Raw genomic sequence first — 17,509 nt, 5'->3', positions numbered from 1 at the left:
GGGGGTTAGGGTTTTGGAGAATAGTTGCCGGTGAGGGGGCATGAATTATTCCGGATTAATAAGCATTTTCTCTGCGAAAACTCTTTTAAGTCTTGTTCTCTGCGGTGAAGAGAACAAGAGAACGCAAAGACTTCGCAGAGAAAGTTTCACGGCAATCCAACCCGCCAGTTAAAAAGCCAGCACCCCTTCAGGCAAAGAATCATTGCCTTGTAAACCGCCGGTGTGCAGGCAAACTACGGTGCTGCCGCTTTTGAAGTATCCTTGTTGCAGTTTATCAACTATGCCATACATCATTTTTGCGGTATAAACCATATCTGTAGGTACCTGATGCCGGCGATAAAAATCATTCATGAAACCGATGAGTGCGGGCGTTTTTTTGGCGTACCCCCCAAAATGATATTCATCCCACACGGTAAGCCGGTCCGGGATTACGTCATTGGTCAGGTATGCGATCCTTTCATTAAGATCATGCAGGTTTTTCAACACCGGTAACGCGATGATCTCCTGGTTTGAATTACTGCCGGCTATGATCCCCGAAAGTGTAGTGGCAGTGCCTACGGCCGTACAGATATGAGTAGCCATTTTGTTTTCCGGGATATCCATGATCAAAGCCGCACCGGCAGCGCCCATCGGGTGATAACCGCCTTCCGGCACCAAAGTAAAGTCGCCGAATTGTTCGTTGAGTTTTGCCGCATATTCCGGCTTATGCGCATATTTATATTCATCCCGTGGAATAAAATGCAATTCCATGCCATAGCTTTCACATTGCGCAAGCGTATGCGAAATATTCTCCGCAGCTTCGCCCCGGACGATGCCGATGCTTTTTAATCCGAGTTGGCGGCAGGCGAAAGCCGTAGCTATAAGGTGGTTTGAATAAGCGCCGCCGAAAGTGAGTAAAGTTCTGTGATGTGATGCTGTAGCGGCTTCCAGGAAATAATGCAGTTTGAATAATTTGTTGCCGGACACGATAGGGTGAAGCTGATCGAGCCTGCAGACCAGCATTCTTACCTTGTTTTTTTTCAACAGTTCACTATGCAATTCGGTAAAAGGTATATTATTTGTATCTAAAAGCATTGCCGGATTACAGTTCGTTTACATTATTTTTGCAAGCGACAAAATTCGACCATAATAATTTAATTATACATTATTCTTTATGCAACCAACATTACTCATTTTAGCCGCAGGAATGGCCAGCCGTTACGGCAGTATGAAACAGACAGAAGGTTTTGGCCCGTCCGGCGAAACGATCATGGATTACTCGATCTATGATGCTATCCGTGCAGGATTTGGAAAAGTAGTATTTATCATCCGTAAAGATTTTGCAGAGAATTTCAAAGCGCAGTTTGACGCGAAGCTGAAAGGTAAGATCGCTGTGGAATATGTGTACCAGGAAATGGATTCATTTGTAGACCCTGCGGATATGCCTGCAGACCGCACCAAACCATGGGGTACAGGGCATGCGGTACTTTGCGCCATCGATGTGGTGAAGGAACCTTTCGCCGTCATCAATGCCGATGATTTTTATGGAGTCGACGCTTTTGTGAAAGCTGCGGAATTTTTAAACAGGGCCGAAAATGATACTTACTCCATTATCGGTTACCGCCTGGATAAAACATTGAGCGAACATGGTACGGTTAGCCGTGGTGTTTGCCAGGTGGATGCACACAACAATCTTGTTACGATCACTGAACGCACCAAAATTTACAAAGAAGAAGATAAAGTGGTATACGAAGAAGGCGACGAAAAAGTGGAAGTGCCCGCCAATTCCAGCGTTTCGATGAACTTCTGGTGTTTTCAGCCATCTGTTTTTGAAAGCACCAAAAATCTCTTCAGTGTTTTTCCAAAAGAAAACAAAGATAATATCAAAGCCGAATTTTTCATTCCGATCATCGCCGATCATTTCATTAAAGAAGAAGGTGGCGCTATCAAAGTGATCCCGACATCATCGCAATGGTTTGGGGTTACTTATAAAGAAGATGCGCCGGGCGTAAAAGCGAGCCTTGATAAACTGATTGAGGCAGGTGAATACCCGACATCTTTGTGGGGGTAATTTTTGTTGCACGAATTAAACGAATTACACAGATTACACGAATTAACGAAGAATAAGATGGCAATAATCTTCGATAATTCGTGTAATTCGTTTTAATTCGTGTAATAAAAGAAATATTTTCCATGCGCTATATCTTCATCCTCCTCTTCGCCGGTCTGCTCCATTCCTGCACTGCACAACAAAAGCAATCGAAGGCAGTTGTTTCAAACCTCCCGGTGAATGCCGATGACAATACGTTGTTGTGGGAGATCAGTGGCAATGGGATCGATACGCCCAGCCATCTTTTCGGCACTTTTCACCTGATGTGCAGGGAGGATATTCATTTTAGTGAAAACCTGAAAACTGCCATCAAAAATTCCGACGAAGTTTATTTTGAAATGGATCTGGATGATCCGGCGAACACACTCGGCGCCATGTTTTACATGAACATGAAGGATGGCAAAAAGCTGAAAGATCTTTACACCGAAGCCGAATATAAACGCATCATTACTTTTTTCGAGGATAGCATGCAATTGCCATCGATGCTGCTCCAACGCATGAAACCCACGTTCCTCGAAGCTTTTCTTTATCCTGCAATGATGCCTTGCAAAACGATGAGCGGGGTAGAAGAAGAATTGATGAAAATTGCCAAAGCAGACAAGAAAGAGATCAAGGGGTTTGAAACCATCGCTTTCCAGGCATCGGTATTCGATAGCATTCCATACGATGTACAGGCCAAAAGCCTGCTCAAAACCATCGACAGCCTTCCGCTGTACCGGCTCAATTTTGATACGATGCTGAATGTGTACAAAAGCCAGCAGCTAGGCAAGATTGAAAAATTATTCAATGGAAGCGATCTTACCCAGGAAGAAAACCTGGATGTGATGTTATACAACCGCAACAAAAACTGGGTGAGCCAACTCAAAACGATCCTTAAAAAAGAAAATATTTTCATGGCGGTGGGAGCGGGGCATTTGGTAGGTTCGCAGGGGTTGATAGAATTGTTGAGGAAGGAAGGATATACTGTAAGGCCAATTAAGAATTAAGAATTGAGAATGCAGGATTGCGGGTGACGGGTTGTTTGACAGTTCGCGGCGTAGGAACTGCGCCTTTGGCGCGTTCTAACGAAAGCAATATTTTTTCACAGCGGAAAACATGAGTTAGCGAGGTTTCGCAGAGCACATTAGATAAAAAAAGTAAAACGTACGAAGTTTTCACCATTCACCATTCACTTCACCACCACTTCCCGGATCGTCTTTTCCCCCAGGGCTTCATTCACCATTTCGATGATCCTGTCTTTCTGATAAAGCAATTCATTTTTCAACGGGGCCACACTCGAGGTGATGAAAAGAGTAGTGCCGATGATCTGGATCTTTTCTGTGTATTTAGCGATCGTTTTTCCCATGATCTTTTCCCAGAGTTCTTCAATCTGTACTGCCTGAACCCCCGTCTTCAAACGGCTGTTCTTTAAAAACTGTTGCATCGCATCCTGGAAAGAAATTTCGCCCATAGCGCAAAGTTAGGGTTTAGTGATTAGAGATTAGGGTTTAGTGGGAAAACTCTGAACCTAAACCCTCATCTCTGATCTCTACACCAGTTCTATTATCTGGAATCCCACTTCAATCTCCTTCAAAGCAACTTCCAGCCTTTGCCTGTGCGTATCTGTTATGAATACTTGTCCTTGATTTTCAACACATACCCAATGGAGCAACTGTTGCATTCGTGCGGCATCCAGTTTTTCAAATACATCATCGAGTAATAATATCGGGCTAAAGCCTTTGTATTTTTTTATCAGTTGAAATTCTGCCAGCTTGAGGGCAAACAAGAGGCTCTTCCGTTGTCCCTGCGAAGCGATTGATTTGAAAGGCTGTCCATTGAGTTCAAAGCGCAGGTCGTCTTTGTGGATGCCTCCATTGGTACGTTGGAGTACCCTGTCTTTGTCCCTGTTGCGCAGGAAGATCTCTTCGAATGTTTCGGTCAGCAGGCGGCTGTCATAATCTACCGAAACCGTTTCCGCATTGCTGGCAAGCCGGTGATACAATTGCTGCACTACAGGTTTCAGCTCTTCTGTAAATGATCGTCTTTTTTCAAACACATATTTTCCGGGGGCCGATAACTGCAGGTTGAGGATGTCCAGCAGAGCTTCGTCTGTTTTTCCCTGCTCCGCAAAACGTTTGAGCAGGCTGTTTCGTTGCTGCAGCACTTTGTTGTAGGTCATCAGTTGTTGCAGGTAATCGGTATCCAGCTGGCAAAGGATCGTGTCGATGTATTTTCGCCTTCCTTCACTACCGCCGACGATGATTTCGATGTCGTCCGGGGCGATCATTACGGAGGGGAGCAGCCCGATATGTTTAGAGACTTTATCGTAGCCGCTGTCATTCAGTGAGATCTCTTTTTTTCCGGTGCCGCGGTGGATGCAGATAACTTTTTGAGGATCGCCGCCTTTTTCAAAGCGCCCTTCCAGCCGAAAACCTTCCTTATCAAAACCGATGTTGAGCAGTTCTGTAGCGGTAAAATAGCTTTTGGTAAAGCAGCAATAATAGATCGCATCCAGGAGGTTTGTCTTGCCTTTACCATTCAGGCCGCATATGCCCACCACATTACTGGTGAAATCAAAGGATGAAAGATCGTAATTCTTGAAATGGGTGAGCGATATTTTGCGAAGGGAGAGCATTGAAGATGCAAGATAGTGAATAGTGAATAGTCAATAGTCAAACCTTCGTGCGTCTTACATCAAAAGGGATGTACATTTTCACAGAAACTCAAGGAGCATAAAGAAAGGTGGGAATGAAGCGATTAAGCGTTCGTGCCGACTTTTTTTCAATTAATTAAAAACTTTTGAAGATTTGACTATTGACTATTCACTTTTCACTATTTCCCTTATCTTTGCCGCCTAAAATTCTCTTCAATTGGCTACAAAATTCTCTAAAGAAACATATTTGTATTGGTACGAACTGATGCTATTGTTACGCAAGTTCGAAGAAAAGACAGGACAGTTATATGGAATGCAGAAGATCCGCGGTTTTTGCCATTTATATATCGGGCAGGAAGCGGTGGCTGCAGGCTGTATGACGGCTACAAATCCTGATGATAAATTCATTACCGCTTACCGTTGTCACGCCCTGGGGATCGCCAAAGGCATATCTGCCAAAGCGAGCATGGCTGAATTGTACGGTAAAGCTACCGGTTGCAGTAAAGGAAAGGGTGGAAGTATGCACTTTTTCGGTTTAAAAGAAAACTTTTTCGGCGGGCATGGTATCGTTGGTGCGCAGATAGGTACCGGTGCCGGACTGGCTTTTGCTGAAAAATACCGTGGTACCGATAATGTTACCCTTTGTTTCTTTGGCGATGGTGCTGCAAGGCAGGGAATGCTGCATGAAACATTCAACATGGCGATGCTATGGGATCTTCCGGTAGTGTTCATCTGCGAAAATAACCATTACGCGATGGGTACTTCAGTTGCCCGTACCAGTAAGACGCTGGATATATACAAAATGGGGGATGCTTACGAAATGCCGGCAGATACGGTAGATGGCATGAGCCCTGAAGATGTGCATAACGCCGTAATGCGTGCTGCAACAAGGGCAAGGGAAAAAGGCGGACCTACCTTACTTGAAATTAAAACTTACCGTTATAAAGGGCACAGTATGAGCGATCCGCAGAAATACCGTACCAAAGAAGAACTGGAAGAATACAAAGAAAAAGACCCCATTGAACATGTGCTGAAAGTATTGCAGAACGATTTCAAAGTTTCAGATGCTGATATCGAAGCCATCAACGACCGCGTAAAAGCAGAAGTGGAAGAAAGCGTTCAGTTTGCAGAAGAAAGCCCATGGCCGGATGACAATGAATTACTGAAAGACGTATATGTACAGGAGGATTATCCGTACATCGTTGACTAATATACCAAAACTAATTGCCTGACAACAAATAATTTACAGGCATGTATCTAAAATTAATAACAAATTAAAATGTCAGAGAACAAAGTAGTAGTAACTCCTGAAGCAGCAGAAACCGTACCAGTGAAAAAAGATTTCTGGGCTTCATACAGCAAGCCGATCATCATTGTTGGTTCTGCGATAATATTGATTGCAGGCGGATGGTTTGGTTATAAAAAATTCGTAAAGGAACCAAATGAGCTGAAAGGGAACGAAGCGATTTTTGCAGCGGAAGCCATTTTTGATAAGATGGCCACCAACGGTTTTAATAAAGACAGCGTTGATATCGTAATCAATGGTCGTGTGATCGACGGAAACAAGATCACTGGTTTATTGTCTGTGATCAAAACTTACGGAAGCACAGAAGCTGGTAACAGGGCTAACTACATGGTGGGCGCCAGTTACCTGCACATCAAAGATTTCGACAAAGCCATCAAATACCTGAAAGAATTTGATGGTCATGGTGCTACCCAGGTAGAAAGCAAAGCTTACCTGATGATCGGTCACGCTTACGCCGAGCAGAAGAAAACGGACGATGCCCTTTCTTATTACAAGAAAGCCGCGAACGTTAATGATAAAGACGCTTCAGTTTCGGCAGATGCTTTGCTGATAGCCGCGAGTTATGCTGAAGCTACCGGCAAGTCAAAAGACGCGATCGAACTTTTTCAGCAATTGAAAACAAAATATCCGCTCAGCACACCGGTTTCGAACGGTGAAGTGGATAAGTACCTCGCTAAGCTGGGTATAGTAGACTAAGACGAAAAACAGAAGGAATGGCAATAAGCACATCCGAACTCATTAATACAGCAGGCATCCAACTCAACAAGGATGCCTGTGTTGTGATAGTACGAACCGAATGGAATGCAGCGGTGATCGATAAACTGCAGGAAGGCTGCATCAGGATACTGGAAGAAAAGGGCGTCCGCTATAAAGTAATTGAAGTGCCCGGGGCGATTGAGATACCCTTCGGTATCAAAAATTACTGGGATCATTTTGAAAACAGCAGCGACAGGCCTTCGGCTTTCATTGCACTCGGTTGCGTCATCCGTGGAGGCACTCCTCATTTTGAATATGTAAGCGGGTTTGTAACGGATGGTATTTTGCAGCTCAACCTGCAATTGCCCGTACCTACTATATTTGGCGTACTTACACTTAACACCCAGGAACAGGCCGACGAAAGAACAGGAGGTATTCACGGCCATAAAGGTGAAGAAGCAGCGGCTACCGCAATCAAAATGATGGCGCTTTCGCAGTCATTCAAGGGCAATCAATGACCCCTGCTTCAATTCTTAATTCTTAATTCTTAATTGATTTGAAGGTTCAGTTATTCATACCATGTTTCATCGATCAGCTCTATCCGGAGACCGCTTTCAATATGGTGAAAGTGCTGGAGAAAGCCTGTTGCGATGTGGTATACAATACCAACCAGACCTGTTGCGGACAGCCAGCCTTCAACGCGGGCTTCCTCGATGAATCAAGGGTTGTGGCCAATAAATTTGTAAAAGATTTTGAGGGGGCAGATTATGTGGTAGCGCCCAGCGCAAGCTGTGTGGGATTTGTCCGTAATTATTATCCGAAATTATTTGATAATGCGGCCAACCACAACCAGGTAAAAGATCTTGGGAAAAGGATATATGAATTCACCGAATTTCTTACAGATGTATTGAAGATTGAAAATTATGGCGCTTCGCTGGATGCAAAAGCCACTTACCACGATAGCTGCGCAGCGCTCCGGGAATGCAGGATCAAAGAAGGCCCAAGGAAATTATTAAGTAATGTAAAAGGGCTGGATCTTGTAGAAATGAAAGACAATGAAACCTGCTGTGGTTTCGGAGGAACATTCTCGGTAAAATTTGAACCCATCTCCATTGCCATGGCAGATCAGAAAATCCAGAACGCATTGGATACCGGTGCAGAATACATCATCTCTACCGACCTAAGCTGCCTTATGCAGATTGATGGAAGAATTAAAAAACAGGAATTACCGCTGAAGACGATGCACATCGCAGATGTACTGGCTAACGGTTGGGAATAGACGAAACATAATCAAATAAAAATGGCTGTCAGGTGACAGCCATTTTTTATTTGTTCCTTTATCTTAAGGAGCGATAAAAATAGATACGATATCCAATACCGCTTCTTTGGTCAGTGGTTCATCAAAACCAGCAGAAGCGTTGGCTGCATCGTTGAATGCTCCACCCAGGTTCACAATGTTTACTCCGGCCTGTGTGGTAACATCTTCTCCTGTATAACTTTTCTGGATTGCGGCATTTACCCCGGCATTACCAGTATCGATATTGCTTTGTGCCAATACGATCCATGGACGTGGTAATTGTCCGGCAGGAACCAGCATATTACGTGCAGCACGCATCTGGCGGATATGTGCCGCATGCCTTGCTTCTACGGAATGGATCCTGAGAGCGGATGTAAGTGCAACCCTGTTCGATTTAACATTCGCGGCCTGGCCTTTGTAAGCACGAACGCCAGTGTCTTCAAATGTCTGCGCCATTGCCAGCTGCACATCATAATTGGCAAGATATCCTGCAAATGGTCCTGTACCAGAACCTGCACCACCGCTGAAATCAAAATTAGGTTTTGCTACGGCAGCAGTTCCCAAAACCCTTTTCAGGAAAGCCACGTGTTTGTTTTCATCGTTGCGGATATTGGTCAGTGCCCCTTGTGCAGCAGCAGGTGCAGTAAGGTAGCCCGGCGATCCAACGATGTTGGTGTAAAATTCTGCTTCCAGGTATTCCAGTGTCAAAGCATAATTCAACACTCCATTTACTTCCTCAGGAGTTTGTCCGTATGCTTTTTGAAACATGGAGGCAATAGCCGTAGGCACGGCCGCAAGAGCGATCTTACTACCGATGTTGGCAAATTGTTTCATCACTTTGCGCCTGGTGTCAAACCTTTCGTACACCTCGGGATCTACTTTTTCGATCTCATTGATTATATTATCTAAGTTCATGATGATTGTTTTTAAGATGGTAAATTACTTGCGTCGATTACAGTTTTGATATAGGTTTTTGCTATTGCCAATACTTCGGCAGGAGTGCGCGCCCCGTCGAGGCCATCAGCATCTGCGTTGGCGGCTGCAGCAAACGTTCCGTTGCTACGCAGATCAGCGATCAGTGCCGCATGCCTGGCTTCTACAGATACGATCTTTCCTGCCAGCAAAAGATAAGCAGGGCCGTTACCGGAAGTAGAGATCAGCTGTCCTGCACCATTGTAAGCTGTCACACCCAGGTCTTCGAATGCCTGTGCTGTGGCAAGAACACTGGTTTTACTGGTAAAATCGATCGTAGAAAAATCCACTTCCAAAGATGGTATGATTGATGAAGGGGCCGCTGCCGTGATAGCCGCTTTAAAGAATTCGCGGTGACCTACTTCGTGGTTGCGGATCTCTGTGAGGTACGCTTTTTCAGTATCGGTTGCCCCGGTATAAAAAGAAGAAACGACTTTTTCATAAAAGGCTGCTTCCAGTTGTTCAAGCGCATATGCATAGTTAAGGATACCAACATCACCGGAACCAAGATTTACACCGCCATTGCTGGGATTTGGATCATCATCTTTGTTACAGGCAGAACCTATGGTGATAAGTGCAGCACCAGCTCCAAATATTTTCAGCATATTCCGGCGTTGCCTTCCATAAGGAGAGATCGTTGTTACTTCCTCTAAGGGTGGGGAAGAGATTGTTTTTTTCATAACGTGATTTTTAATGTGAATGTTTATTTAAAAGACCTTCGTTTGATGGCAAACCATTGCCTGTACCGAGCTTTGCCGATATCAGCATGGGGCATTTTGCAGTGCTTATTATTTATTAAGGTGGGTAACAAAAAAAACTGTAACGGGTATTACAGGTGTGGCATTATGCGGGCAAAGTTGATTTTGTTGTATTAACTTCCGGCTGAGGGGTTACGTTCATTCCTTTTTCTATTTCGGTTGAAACAGATTCCTTGGCATCTTTGAATTCTCTCATTCCTTTTCCGATACCTCTCATGAGCTCAGGAATTTTTTTGCCTCCGAATAATAGCAGCAATACTACTATGATCAATATCCACTCAGAACCGCCTGGCATCGAAAACAGTAGATTGAATTGGGTTAGGTTGTTTAGCATAAAATCTGTTTTAAAATATGAATAGTTAACTACAACTACGAGCGATGTTTCATTTTGGTTTTCGTATTTTCACATTTAATTAAAGAATACAGAAATATGGCCTATTGGTTAGTAAAGTCTGAACCCTTCAAATACAGCTGGGATCAGTTTGTAAAAGACAAGATCACCATGTGGGATGGTGTTCGTAATTACGCTGCCCGCAACAATCTTAAAGCGATGCAGAAAGGGGACGAGGTATTGTTTTATCACAGCAATGAAGGTGTTGAAATTGTTGGTATTGCCAAAGTGGCAAAAGAAGCCTACCAGGATCCCACAACAACCGAGGAAGCCTGGGTGGTGGTAGACCTGAAACCTTTCAAGAAATTAAAGAAACCGGTAACACTTGCACAAGTAAAAGCCGATAAACGATTGGCCAATATGGACCTGGTGAGATTGGGCAGGCTCTCCGTTGGTACGGTAAAAGAAGACGAATGGGAAGTGGTGATGGAATTAGCCGATATGAATTAGAAGGGAAATTAAGAATTAAAAATTAAGAATTAGGAATTAGGAATTAGGAATGTGAATGCAGGTTGTAAGGAATAGATATTCCTTACAACCTGCATTTTCCGTTTTACGAGGTACTGTTTCATAAACTGTGTAAGTGATCAAGAACTTGGGGTACCCCAAGTTCTTGATCACTTTTTTTATAACTTTAAAACACAGTTTAATTATGGACAACGAACAACAACTCACGGATGCTTTTTTAAAGCAACTCAAAACCGGCGACCAGCTCAACAGTTTTTTAGCCCAACTCCAAAAGCGGGGTATTGAAAAAATCCTGGAAGCTGAACTTGATGCACATCTGGGTTATGACAAGCATGAGAAAAGCAGCTCTTCCAATGCCCGTAATGGTACATCAGCCAAACAGGTAAAAACTTCTTTTGGAGAGTCTACCGTTCAGGTACCAAGAGACAGGGATGCTTCTTTTAACCCGATGCTGCTGCCTAAAAGGCAAAATATGGTGGATGGGTTAGAAAACGTCATTGTATCTCTTTACGCTAAGGGAATGAGTGTAAGCGACATTGAAGAGCAGATAAGAGAAGTTTATAATTTTGAAGTGTCTGCTTCCACCATCTCCCGTATTACTGAAACAGTAGCCAATGACGTTATTGCCTGGCAGAACAGGCCCTTGGAGCCGGTGTATTTAATTGTGTGGATGGATGGCATCGTTTTTAAGGTGAGGGAGAATAGTAAGGTCATCAACAAAACCATTTACCTGGCCGTAGGACTCAATAGGGACGGTAAAAAAGAAGTACTGGGTATGTGGTTGGGCAAAAGTGAAAGCGCCGCATTCTGGTTGGGTGTATTAACCGATTTGAAGGCAAGAGGCGTGGAAGATATCCTTATTACAGCTACCGACAATCTCAATGGATTTACACAAACTATCAAGCAAGTGTTCCCTCAATCACAGACACAGATATGTGTGGTACATCAGATCCGTAACTCAGCCAGGTATGTCGTATGGAAAGATAAAAGACAGTTTACAAAGGATATGAAGCAGATTTATGATGCGCCTACCAAACAGGCAGCTAAAGCTTCACTGGAACATTTTGCTTCGCAATGGAACCATAAATATCCATATGCCATTAAATCCTGGGAGGATAACTGGGAGGAACTCACCGTATTTTTTGACTTCCCGCTTGAAATCAGAAAAATCATTTACACCACCAATCTTATAGAAAATCTGAACGGTAAAATAAGGAAGTATACCAAAAACAAATTATCATTCCCGACAGATGAGGCAGTTTTAAAATCTGTATTTTTGGCCCTGAGAGAGGCTACGAAAAAATGGACGATGCCCATACAGAACTGGGGCTTAATCCTAAACCAGTTCTTAACAATATTTGAAAAAAGGGTTCAGCTTTAATAAAAAAGCCAAACCCTAATATTTTACTTACACACTTTATGGGATAGTGTCGCCAAATTAAATATTACGGTTTTTTCATACAATCTCTTATTCGTGCATTCGTGGCACCCTCACCTCCCCACACAAAAAAACCTCCCCCTAAGGGAAGGCTTTCTCTTATAACTTATCACTTAAAACTTATAACTCTTACGCTGCTTTCTGCTTCGTAGGCGCTTTTACAGGAGCTTTTTTCTTCACTTTTTTCAACGCTGCTTCAATCGCTTTGCTCAGTTCGTCGTAAGTAGCTTTCGCCACTTTTTCGCCGTTTACAAAGAAGGTAGGAACTTCTTTTACACCGCGGTTCAATCCTTCTTTCAGATCGCCCTGCACCTGCCAGCCGTAGGTAGCATTTACCAGGTCGTCGAGGAAGCGTTTGTTATTAACACCTGCTTCTTTGGAATGCAACTTCAGACTGGTTGTTCCCAGGTTCTTACGGTTTGCAAACAGGATGTTGTGCATTTCCCAGAATTTACCTTCCTGGGCAGTAGCCACAGCAGCTTCACCTGCTTTCAGACTGCGCTGGTGGATATTGGTGAGCGGAAAATGCCTGAAATTAAAACGGATCTTACCATCATAATCTTCCAGCAACCTCTTTACTACCTCGTTTGCTTTTGCACAGGATTCACTCTCATATTCTCCAAATTCTTCTAAAGTTACATCTGCCTTCACATTTCCTACAAATACATCTCTTGGTTCTATTATTTCAACCACTTCTTTCTTAAATGCCATATATAATTTCCTTTTACTTAAATAATTACGATCTATTTCATCTCGCCAACCCGATCGTCATATGTTGTTTTTTTTGCTTCTGAATTGGATGAAGATAGCATTTTTTGCCACTTAACAAAACCCGTCTATCAAGTTTTTCCAAAAACGACAGTCAAATTGTTGATTGTCAACAAAATACAGATTTCATTAGTTTGTTACCACTGTGTTAACAATCCCGGGCTTCTCATTTCTGAATACCACGGTACCATCAAACACATCCACCAGCACCGGCACAGTACGGTCTATATCACCGGCTAAAATGCGCTTACTCAATTGGTTAACAATCTCTTTCTGGATCAGTCTTTTCAACGGCCTGGCCCCGAATTGCGGGTCATACCCGTTTTCGGCCAGGTAATCGAGCGCATAATCGCTGAACTCGAGCTGGATGCCATTTTGAGCCACCAGCTTTTTCAATCCCTGCAACTGGATATTGATGATGCCACGGATCTCCTTCTTCATCAACGGATGGAACATGATGATCTCATCGATCCTGTTCAAAAATTCCGGCCGGATGGTCTGTTTCAACAATTCCACCACTTCATATTTCGTTTTTTCAATCACCTGTTCCAGGTTGTCCTCATTCACTTCTTCAAAATTCTCCTGTATCACCTGGCTGCCCATATTGCTGGTCATGATGATGATCGTATTCTTGAAGTTCACGACCCGGCCTTTGTTGTCCGTCAGCCTTCCGTCGTCCAGCACCTGCAGCAATACATTATATACATCGGGATGGGCTTTTTCAATTTCATCGAGCAACACTACGGAATAAGGTTTGCGCCTTACCGCTTCGGTCAGTTGCCCGCCTTCATCGTATCCTACATATCCCGGAGGCGCTCCCACGAGCCTGCTCACCGAATGTTTTTCCTGGTATTCGCTCATATCGATACGTGTCATCATCCCGTCGTCGTCAAAGAGGTAATCGGCCAGCGCTTTGGCCAGTTCCGTTTTACCTACACCCGTAGTACCCAGGAATATGAATGACCCGATCGGTTTTTTTGCGTCCTGCAAACCTGCACGGCTCCTGCGGATCGCATCCGAAACCGCTTCGATGGCTTCATTCTGCCCCACTACCCTTTTGTGCAATTCGTCCTCAAGGTTGAGGAGTTTTTCGCGTTCGCTCTGCAACATTTTTGTTACAGGGATACCGGTCGCTTTCGCGATGCTTTCAGCAATATCTTCTGCATCTACTTCTTCTTTCAGCAATCTTTTTTCAGAGAGGCCCGACAATTGTTTCGTCAGTTCCTGGATAGCTGTTTCCTGTTCTTTCACTTTACCATAGCGGATCTCAGCCACTTTACCATATTCCCCGTTACGTTCCGCCTGCTCGGCTTCCTGTTTCAATTGCTCGATAGCGGCTTTGCCATTCTGTATTTTATCCACCAGTTCTTTTTCGTCTGCCCATTTGGATTTGTACGTATCGCGTTCTACCGAGAGGTTGGCGATCTCCGTATTCAATGCTTTCAGTTTCGGTTCATCGTGTTCGCGTTTGATCGCTTCCCGCTCGATCTCCAGCTGACGGATCTGCCTTTCGAGTTTATCCAGTTCTTCCGGCATCGAGTTCATTTCAAGACGCAGTTTGGCTGCACTTTCATCGATCAGGTCGATCGCTTTATCGGGTAAAAAACGATCGGTGATATAACGGTGCGATAATTCCACCGCCGCGATGATCGCTTCATCTTTGATACGAACGTGATGATACGTTTCATACCTGTCTTTCAACCCGCGAAGGATCGAAATGGCGTCTTCCACACTTGGCTCGTCGATCAGCACTTTCTGGAAACGGCGTTCCAGCGCTTTATCCTTTTCAAAAAATTTCTGGTATTCGTTCAACGTGGTAGCCCCTACCGCCCTCAGCTCGCCACGGGCCAATGCAGGCTTCAAAATATTGGCCGCATCCATCGCCCCATCGCCTCCGCCAGCGCCTACCAGCGTATGTATTTCATCGATAAAAAGAACGATCTCACCTTCACTGCCCTGCACTTCCTTCACCACCGATTTCAATCGTTCTTCAAATTCACCTTTATATTTAGCACCGGCAATGAGCAAGCCCATATCCAGAGCATAGATCACTTTTGATTTTAAATTTTCAGGCACATCTCCATTTACGATACGCATCGCCAGTCCTTCGGCGATAGCCGTTTTACCCACCCCCGGTTCACCCACCAGGATAGGATTATTTTTCGTACGCCTGCTGAGTATATGCAATGTCCTGCGGATCTCTTCATCGCGGCCGATCACCGGATCGAGTTTTCCGGAACGGGCCATTTCATTGAGGTTCTTCGCGTATTTGTTCAACGCATTGAATTGTGTTTCCTGCGTTGGTGAATTCACCGTTGCGCCTTTGCGTAATTCTTTGATGGCGGTGATCAATCCCTTTTCAGTAAGCCCCGCATCTTTCAGCAATTTCGCGGAAGCATCATTGCCCTGTACGATGGCCAGCAGCAAATGTTCGGGCGTAACAAATTCATCGTTGAAAGATTTCAACGAGCTTACCGCACGCAATACCACATTGTTGGCTTCGCGGCCCAATGCCTGCGCAGGTTCGCCGGATACCACCGGTAATTTATTGATGAGTTCTGTAAGTTTCGATTCCACAAGGTTTACGGTCACGTTGTTCTTCTTCAGCAGGTGATCGATCGGGGAATCTTCCATATTGAGCAAAGCCTGCAGGATATGCTCGGTTTCGATGCTCGGGTTCTTATGATCGAAAGCTATTTGTTGCGCATTTTGCACAGTTTCGGCAGCTTTGATCGTGAAATTATTTAAATTCATATGTTATAATTAGTTGTATTTGATTTTCGATAATGGCTGCAAATCAAACACCAAAAAACAAACCAGTAATTATGGCGCATAAAACGATCAAAAACTGCCTGTATAGCAGCATAATCATCACGCTCCTGCTAATATATCAGCCGGTGCAGGCGCAATACAGTTTCCCGAAAGTAGATGACTGGTTGAGCGATAATGTAAAGGACCTGGGTGGCCGTGCGGTGATATTGATTTATAAGGATGGCAGGATGATCTATGAGCAGGCTGAGAATGAATTGAATGCGAAGCAAAAATTCGTTACGCGGCGCATCGCGAAAAAAACAGGCCGCAGCGCCAGCGAAATGCTGAAGGATTTTAACGGCGATACAAAGCTTTTGATAGCCAGTTGCAGCAAATGGTTGAGTGCCGCTTTGGTGATGACTTTCGTGGATGAAGGGAAACTGAAACTCAGCGACAGCATCGGACAATTTTTACCCGTCATGTCGGCCACCGGAAAAGGAAATATCGCGCTGCTGCAATGCCTCAGTCATACCACCGGTATCAAACCGGAGCCAAAAGAGAACAAGGCATTGTCTTCTGAAGTAGCCACAATGGATGAAGCGATGCGCAATATTGCAGCGCATCAAATGGAAGCCCTGCCCGGCGAAGGTTTTCACTACAGCAGCATCGGATTGCAGATTGCGGCAGCGGTAATTGAAAAGATCAGCGGGAAAGATTTCGAGACCTTGTTCCACGAAAGGATAGCTGTTCCCTGCGGGATGACGAATACCGATTTCGGCCATAAGCATGTGCCGCTGGCAGCAGGCGGCGGACAAGGCACGGCCAATGATTACATCCGTTTTTTGCAAATGATATTGGCGAAGGGGTTGTACAATGGCAAACGCGTTTTGCAGGCTTCTTCCGTGGAACTCATGCAGCAGAATTATACCGCGGGTAAAAAAATAATTTCCACACCTGCCGAAGCGGACAACTGGGGTTATGGATTGGGAGAATGGATGCTGGAAGAATCGCCCGGTGAAAAAGTTGCCAACGCGGTGACCAGCCCGGGATTGTTCGGTAGCTTTCCATGGGTGGATAACAAACGGCAATACGTTGGGATTTTATTCTGTTTTAACCTGAAGAATAAAGGCAGAGCGGAAAAATACACCACATTAAAAAAACTGGTAGATGAACAACTGGATAAATAGACTAAGCATGCACACTACAAAAAATCTTCACATGGTTTTATTTATCGTATTGGCTTCGCTGATCATTTCGTGCAATAATGGTCAGCAGCAACCTATACAACCAGAATACGTGAAGCTGTCCAGCATACCGGGCGATACTTTTCCTCCACCTCCCCGACCACCATCCAGGATTGACCCGGCGGATATCCTGAAAGAAAAAGAGTTGAAAGATTATCTCATGACTACTCCTGCAATTTCCCCAAACAAAAAAGCGGGTGCACCTTTTAACACCATGGATTATGATAAGGTCATCGCATATGATTTCGACGGGGGTAGAGATGACATCGCAGTGATCGATGAAAAAGGTAAATTTGTTCCGGTCATCACCAAACAGCAATTCCTTACCCGGCAGCAAGCTGATAAGATCACGGCTGCATTGTCCAGTAACTCAACTTATGGAGATGGTACCGCCGCTTGTTTTGAGCCACATCTCGGGCTGGTGTTTTACAAAAACGATACGATGGTGAACCAGGTGAATATCTGTCTTGGCTGCAACTATCTTATTTCTACCATAGCAATACCTGCCACCACACACCAGGTAATGAATAAAGGAAAGGAAGATGAATATGCATTGATCGGTTTTACAGCCGCCGGCAAAAAAGCGATCAAAGGATTGTGCAGGGAATTAAACTTTTATTACGGCGAATAAACCCCGGAGGTTTAACCCCGGAGGTTTCTTTTAACCTCCGGGCGTTTGATCCAAAACACTCCGGGGTT

Annotated in this window: 18 protein-coding genes; 10 read left to right on the top strand and 8 right to left on the bottom strand. The window is 44.4% G+C overall.

Annotated features, from left to right (window positions below; genetic code table 11):
* Nucleotides 1-168: 168 nt before the first annotated feature.
* On the bottom strand, nucleotides 169-1,074 hold the full coding sequence (locus tag EGI32_RS10065; RefSeq protein ID WP_255155266.1) for a 1-aminocyclopropane-1-carboxylate deaminase/D-cysteine desulfhydrase: 906 nt from the start codon (nucleotides 1,072-1,074) through the stop codon (nucleotides 169-171).
* A 79-nt stretch (nucleotides 1,075-1,153) separates the two neighbouring features.
* On the opposite strand from EGI32_RS10065, the gene EGI32_RS10060 reads away from it, so the two are divergent.
* Complete coding sequence (locus EGI32_RS10060) at nucleotides 1,154-2,050, top strand: sugar phosphate nucleotidyltransferase (RefSeq protein WP_255155265.1); 897 nt, start codon at nucleotides 1,154-1,156, stop codon at nucleotides 2,048-2,050.
* 122 nt (nucleotides 2,051-2,172) lie between these two features.
* Nucleotides 2,173-3,075, top strand: a complete 903-nt coding sequence (locus EGI32_RS10055; RefSeq protein WP_255155264.1) for a TraB/GumN family protein — start codon at nucleotides 2,173-2,175, stop codon at nucleotides 3,073-3,075.
* 182 nt (nucleotides 3,076-3,257) lie between these two features.
* Here EGI32_RS10055 and EGI32_RS10050 read toward each other — a convergent pair whose 3' ends face one another.
* The gene (locus EGI32_RS10050) at nucleotides 3,258-3,539 is read right to left on the bottom strand and encodes a DUF721 domain-containing protein (RefSeq protein WP_255155263.1); all 282 of its coding nucleotides are present in this window, start codon (nucleotides 3,537-3,539) and stop codon (nucleotides 3,258-3,260) included.
* A gap of 78 nt (nucleotides 3,540-3,617) precedes the next feature.
* Nucleotides 3,618-4,703 carry a DNA replication/repair protein RecF gene (locus EGI32_RS10045; RefSeq protein WP_255155262.1) on the bottom strand — a complete coding sequence of 362 codons (1,086 nt, stop codon included), beginning with the start codon at nucleotides 4,701-4,703 and terminating at the stop codon, nucleotides 3,618-3,620.
* Nucleotides 4,704-4,938: 235 nt separating this feature from the next.
* Between EGI32_RS10045 and pdhA the strand changes: the two genes are divergently transcribed.
* From pdhA to EGI32_RS10025, 4 genes are all read left to right on the top strand, one after another.
* The gene (pdhA, locus tag EGI32_RS10040; protein WP_255155261.1) at nucleotides 4,939-5,931 is read left to right on the top strand and encodes a pyruvate dehydrogenase (acetyl-transferring) E1 component subunit alpha; all 993 of its coding nucleotides are present in this window, start codon (nucleotides 4,939-4,941) and stop codon (nucleotides 5,929-5,931) included.
* Between the two features lie 69 nt (nucleotides 5,932-6,000).
* On the top strand, nucleotides 6,001-6,723 hold the full coding sequence (locus EGI32_RS10035) for a tetratricopeptide repeat protein (protein WP_255155260.1): 723 nt from the start codon (nucleotides 6,001-6,003) through the stop codon (nucleotides 6,721-6,723).
* 17 nt (nucleotides 6,724-6,740) lie between these two features.
* On the top strand, nucleotides 6,741-7,241 hold the full coding sequence (ribH, locus tag EGI32_RS10030) for a 6,7-dimethyl-8-ribityllumazine synthase (RefSeq protein ID WP_255155259.1): 501 nt from the start codon (nucleotides 6,741-6,743) through the stop codon (nucleotides 7,239-7,241).
* 38 nt (nucleotides 7,242-7,279) lie between these two features.
* Nucleotides 7,280-8,002 carry a (Fe-S)-binding protein gene (locus EGI32_RS10025; RefSeq protein ID WP_255155258.1) on the top strand — a complete coding sequence of 241 codons (723 nt, stop codon included), beginning with the start codon at nucleotides 7,280-7,282 and terminating at the stop codon, nucleotides 8,000-8,002.
* 63 nt (nucleotides 8,003-8,065) lie between these two features.
* On the opposite strand, the gene EGI32_RS10020 is transcribed toward EGI32_RS10025, so the two are convergent.
* The 3 genes from EGI32_RS10020 to EGI32_RS10010 all read right to left on the bottom strand — a co-directional run bounded on the left by EGI32_RS10020 (nucleotide 8,066) and on the right by EGI32_RS10010 (nucleotide 10,084).
* Nucleotides 8,066-8,935: a ferritin-like domain-containing protein gene (locus tag EGI32_RS10020; protein ID WP_255155257.1), complete on the bottom strand. Its 870-nt coding sequence runs from the start codon at nucleotides 8,933-8,935 to the stop codon at nucleotides 8,066-8,068.
* 11 nt (nucleotides 8,936-8,946) lie between these two features.
* Entirely contained in the window at nucleotides 8,947-9,672 is a 726-nt protein-coding gene (locus tag EGI32_RS10015) for a ferritin-like domain-containing protein (protein WP_255155256.1), read from the bottom strand.
* Nucleotides 9,673-9,835: 163 nt separating this feature from the next.
* Nucleotides 9,836-10,084, bottom strand: a complete 249-nt coding sequence (locus tag EGI32_RS10010; RefSeq protein ID WP_255155255.1) for a twin-arginine translocase TatA/TatE family subunit — start codon at nucleotides 10,082-10,084, stop codon at nucleotides 9,836-9,838.
* A 96-nt stretch (nucleotides 10,085-10,180) separates the two neighbouring features.
* On the opposite strand from EGI32_RS10010, the gene EGI32_RS10005 reads away from it, so the two are divergent.
* On the top strand, nucleotides 10,181-10,591 hold the full coding sequence (locus EGI32_RS10005) for an EVE domain-containing protein (RefSeq protein ID WP_255155254.1): 411 nt from the start codon (nucleotides 10,181-10,183) through the stop codon (nucleotides 10,589-10,591).
* Nucleotides 10,592-10,793: 202 nt separating this feature from the next.
* Complete coding sequence (locus tag EGI32_RS10000) at nucleotides 10,794-11,990, top strand: IS256 family transposase (RefSeq protein WP_255155253.1); 1,197 nt, start codon at nucleotides 10,794-10,796, stop codon at nucleotides 11,988-11,990.
* Nucleotides 11,991-12,176: 186 nt separating this feature from the next.
* On the opposite strand, the gene EGI32_RS09995 is transcribed toward EGI32_RS10000, so the two are convergent.
* Both EGI32_RS09995 and clpB read right to left on the bottom strand, forming a co-directional pair.
* The gene (locus EGI32_RS09995) at nucleotides 12,177-12,758 is read right to left on the bottom strand and encodes a thioredoxin domain-containing protein (protein WP_255155252.1); all 582 of its coding nucleotides are present in this window, start codon (nucleotides 12,756-12,758) and stop codon (nucleotides 12,177-12,179) included.
* Between the two features lie 186 nt (nucleotides 12,759-12,944).
* Nucleotides 12,945-15,569 carry an ATP-dependent chaperone ClpB gene (clpB, locus tag EGI32_RS09990; protein ID WP_255155251.1) on the bottom strand — a complete coding sequence of 875 codons (2,625 nt, stop codon included), beginning with the start codon at nucleotides 15,567-15,569 and terminating at the stop codon, nucleotides 12,945-12,947.
* 71 nt (nucleotides 15,570-15,640) lie between these two features.
* Here clpB and EGI32_RS09985 point away from each other — a divergent pair, with 71 nt between their 5' ends.
* Nucleotides 15,641-16,753: a serine hydrolase gene (locus EGI32_RS09985; protein ID WP_255155250.1), complete on the top strand. Its 1,113-nt coding sequence runs from the start codon at nucleotides 15,641-15,643 to the stop codon at nucleotides 16,751-16,753.
* Between the two features lie 31 nt (nucleotides 16,754-16,784).
* Nucleotides 16,785-17,441, top strand: a complete 657-nt coding sequence (locus EGI32_RS09980; RefSeq protein ID WP_255155249.1) for a hypothetical protein — start codon at nucleotides 16,785-16,787, stop codon at nucleotides 17,439-17,441.
* Nucleotides 17,442-17,509 lie beyond the last annotated feature (68 nt).

Source organism: Ferruginibacter sp. HRS2-29 (assembly GCF_024343615.1).
GTDB lineage: Bacteria > Bacteroidota > Bacteroidia > Chitinophagales > Chitinophagaceae > Ferruginibacter.
The sequence above is the reverse complement of the archived record's forward strand: the minus strand, read 5'-3'. Positions and strand labels throughout refer to the sequence as shown.